General features: G+C 45.0%; 2 protein-coding genes. Both read left to right on the top strand.

Features of this window, described 5'->3' with window-relative positions; translation table 11 throughout:
- On the top strand, nt 1-2,024 hold a 2,024-nt coding region (cas3, locus tag HGJ91_RS15285), incomplete at its 5' end, for a CRISPR-associated helicase Cas3' (RefSeq protein WP_291348714.1).
- Nucleotides 2,025-2,035: 11 nt separating this feature from the next.
- Entirely contained in the window at nt 2,036-2,740 is a 705-nt protein-coding gene (cas5c, locus tag HGJ91_RS15280) for a type I-C CRISPR-associated protein Cas5c (RefSeq protein WP_291348713.1), read from the top strand.
- The last annotated feature ends 31 nt before the right edge of the window (nt 2,741-2,771 follow it).

Genomic DNA, 2,771 nt, shown 5'->3' with positions numbered 1-2,771 from the left:
ATGGTTTTTCTAACAGGATTAACAAAGATCAGGGAAAGACTCATTTACAGGAATGCCTTGAAAATGCCGATGAGGCAGTATTAGGTAAGCTTGATGATCTGGCCACTGATAAGTTTTTACGGGAGTTTTGGAACAAACTTGTTCTGTTAGTTGCTCCAGAGAAAAATGAATCTGAGACCATAAAACAATTCAGGCTTGGTTTCTTTCTGCGTTTTCTTTTTAGTTGTTTGATTGATGCCGACCGCATTGATAGCGCCGATTTTGAAAATCCGGGGAATGTACGATTCCGTTCAAGATTACCAGTGGACTGGCAAATTGCGATTGATCGCCTGGAAGCCAAACTCTCAAACTTACCGGTTCGTAATAAAATTGACACAGTTCGCCGGGAAATTTCCGATCAATGCAAAAAAAGGGCAGAAAGTTTTCAGGGAATTTATACTCTCACCGTGCCGACAGGCGGCGGTAAAACTTTTGCCAGTATGCGTTATGCTCTCCATCATGCCAAGAAACATAAGCTTGACCATATAATTTATATTATCCCTTACACCTCCATCATTGAGCAAAACGCCGGGGAGATCCGCAAGGTTCTGGAGCGGGATGGCGATGAGTTCCCCTGGGTTCTGGAGCATCATTCTAATCTTGAACCAGAGACCCTGACCTGGCATTCAAAGCTGGTGACGGAAAATTGGGATGCGCCCATCATTTTCACCACCATGGTTCAGTTTCTGGAAGTCCTGTTTGGCGGTGGCACTCGTGGTGCCAGGCGGATGCATAATATTGCCAATTCTGTTTTGATCTTTGATGAAATTCAAAGCTTACCTGTTAATTGCGTTCATCTCTTTTGCAATGCTATCCAGTTTTTTGTAGATAATAAACATGGACGAAGTACGGTGCTTCTTTGTACCGCAACACAGCCTCTTTTAGATGATTTAAAATTAGGGGAAGAGAAAGGGCAACTTACTCTTTCTGACGACCATGAACTGGTTGATGATATGACAAAGGTCTTTAAACAGTTCAAACGGGTTGAGATTAAGAATTTAGTTCGCCAGAATGGTTGGACAGAACAAGAGCTTGGCGAGTTGATGATTACACAGCTTAAAGAAAAAGGAAATTGTCTGGTTATTGTCAATACCAAGAAATGGGCCAGAAAACTCTATGATATCTGCCTAAGCAGTGTTGACGAGGACTCTCTTTTCCATCTCAGTACAAGTCTCTGCCCGGCCCATCGGAAGAAAATTTTTAATGTGGTCAGGCAGCGACTTGAGGATAAATTGCCGGTGCTTTGTATCACCACTCAACTCATAGAGGCCGGGGTCGATGTGGATTTTAATTCAGTTATCCGTTTTCTGGCTGGGCTTGACTCCATTGCTCAGGCAGCCGGGCGCTGTAACAGAAATGGCAATTTGGATATGGCTCAAGTCTATGTGGTAAATCCGCAAGATGAAGCCATTGACATGCTTCATGATATTAAGGAGGGCCGTGAAAAAGCTCTGCGTATTTTCTCCGAAAAGGATGAAACTGAGCTTTTAGATCCGGAAGTTATGAGCCTCTATTTTTCATATTATTTTTACGAACGGGCAAAACTCATGTCCTATCCCCTGACAGAGAAACAGGCAGGGCGAAAAGATACTTTACTTAGCCTCCTCAGTGACAATGGCAGAAATATTGGCATGGAGAAAAATGCTATTAAGCTCCAACAATCATTCAAGACCGCCGGCAAGGCTTTCAAGGCCATCGACTCCCCCACCCAGGCTGTGATAGTGCCTTATGGTGATAAGGGAAAGGAGATCATTGCCGGGCTTTGTGCTGTTTTTGAACCTGCCAAGGCCTTTCAACTCTTGAAAGATGCCCAAAAGTACAGTGTCAATGTTTTTCCTAATATTTGGCGACAATTACAGGAGGCTGGGGCAGTCAGGCCGATACAGGAAGGTGAGGAAATATATTATCTGGATAAACGTTATTATAGCAAAGATTTTGGGTTGTCCACCGATGAAGTCAGCAAAATGGATACTCAAATAATATAGGAGGTGACTTTATGAAAAACAGTATCAGTTTTCGGGTCTGGGGGCGTTATGCTCTGTTCACTGATCCGGTAACGAAGACGGGCGGGGAGAAATGCTCCTACCATGTGCCGACCTATGAGGCCGTCAAGGGGGTATTGAAATCCATCTACTGGAAACCAACCATTATCTGGCATGTTGATAAGGTGCGGGTGATGAAACCTCTCAGAACCCAAACCAAGGGAACAAAGCCCCTGGTTTGGGGTGGGGGCAATTCCTTGGCTATTTACACCTTTCTCCATGATGTGGAATATCAAGTAGAGGCACATTTTGAATGGAATGAACACCGCCCCGAATTAGCCAAGGATCGCATTGACGGTAAGCATTTCAGTATTGCCAAACGGGTGCTGGAAAAAGGAGGCAGACAGGATATCTTTCTTGGCGTCCGTGATTGTCAGGCCTATGTGGAGCCGTGCCGGTTTGGAGATGGGGAAGGTGCCTATGATGATATTGACGAGCTTGGTTTCGGCCTGATGTTCCATGGTTTTGATTATCCGGATGAAACGGGTAGGGATGAGTTGGTCAGTCGGTTCTGGCATGCCATCATGCGTCGTGGGGTGCTGGAATTTCCACGACCAGACGAGTGTGAAGCCAGTCGGTTCATCCGCAAGATGGCTGCCAAAGAGTTTGGGCTGGATGAGAATATCCTTTCGGTTGAAAAAGAGGAGGCCTCATTATGAGTTGGATGGCAAAGCTGTATGAGACCTATGA

The organism is Desulfobacula sp. (assembly GCF_014237455.1).
Lineage (GTDB): Bacteria > Desulfobacterota > Desulfobacteria > Desulfobacterales > Desulfobacteraceae > Desulfobacula.
This window is presented reverse-complemented; position numbering and strand designations above follow the sequence as displayed.

What these genes read in the sequence shown, in the direction of transcription:
- cas5c (WP_291348713.1), top strand. Translation starts at nt 2,036, where the DNA reads ATGAAAAACAGTATCAGTTTTCGGGTCTGGGGGCGTTATGCTCTGTTC.